The sequence below is a fragment of the Streptomyces sp. XM83C genome, assembly GCF_023072675.1.
GTDB classification, from domain to species: domain Bacteria; phylum Actinomycetota; class Actinomycetes; order Streptomycetales; family Streptomycetaceae; genus Streptomyces; species Streptomyces thermocoprophilus.
The window spans coordinates 1-797 of sequence record NZ_JALLGL010000640.1 but is presented as its reverse complement, the minus strand read 5'-3'; the positions used below and the strand labels follow the sequence as shown (position 1 = coordinate 797).

1 protein-coding gene is annotated in these 797 nt (G+C 68.4%); it reads left to right on the top strand.

What is annotated here, in order from left to right; all coding sequences use genetic code 11:
* On the top strand, positions 1-797 hold a 797-nt coding region (locus tag MTQ10_RS30870), incomplete at both ends, for a 2-oxoacid:ferredoxin oxidoreductase subunit beta (RefSeq protein ID WP_247474121.1).

Sequence of the window (797 nt, the reverse complement as noted above, 5' to 3'; positions counted from 1 at the left end):
TGGTGCCCCGGCTGCGGTGACTACGCGATCCTCGCCGCCGTGCAGGGCTTCATGCCGGAGCTGGGGCTGGCGAAGGAGAACATCGTCTTCGTCTCCGGCATCGGCTGCTCCTCCCGCTTCCCGTACTACATGAACACGTACGGCATGCACTCCATCCACGGCCGCGCCCCCGCCATCGCGACGGGCCTGGCCACCAGCCGGCGTGATCTGAGCGTGTGGGTGGTCACCGGTGACGGCGACGCGCTGTCCATCGGCGGCAATCACCTCATCCACGCCCTGCGCCGCAACGTCAATCTCAAGATCCTGCTGTTCAACAACCGGATCTACGGCCTCACCAAGGGCCAGTACTCCCCCACCAGCGAAGTCGGCAAGATCACCAAATCGACGCCGATGGGTTCGCTGGACGCCCCCTTCAACCCGGTCGCCCTCGCCCTCGGGGCCGACGCCTCCTTCGTCGCCCGCACCATCGACTCCGACCGCAAGCACCTCACCGAGGTGCTGCGGCAGGCCGCCGCGCACCCCGGCACCGCGCTGGTGGAGATCTACCAGAACTGCAACATCTTCAACGACGGCGCCTTCGACGCCCTCAAGGACAAGCAGCAGGCCGAGGAGGCCGTGATCCGCCTGGAGCACGGCAAGCCGATCCGCTTCGGCACCGACGGACGGCGCGGCGTCGTACGCGACCCGGCCACCGGTGATCTGAAGGTCGTCGACGTGACGCCGGACAACGAGGCCGACGTCCTCGTCCACGACGCGCACGCCGCGTCGCCCACCACGGCCTTCGCCCTGTCGCGGCT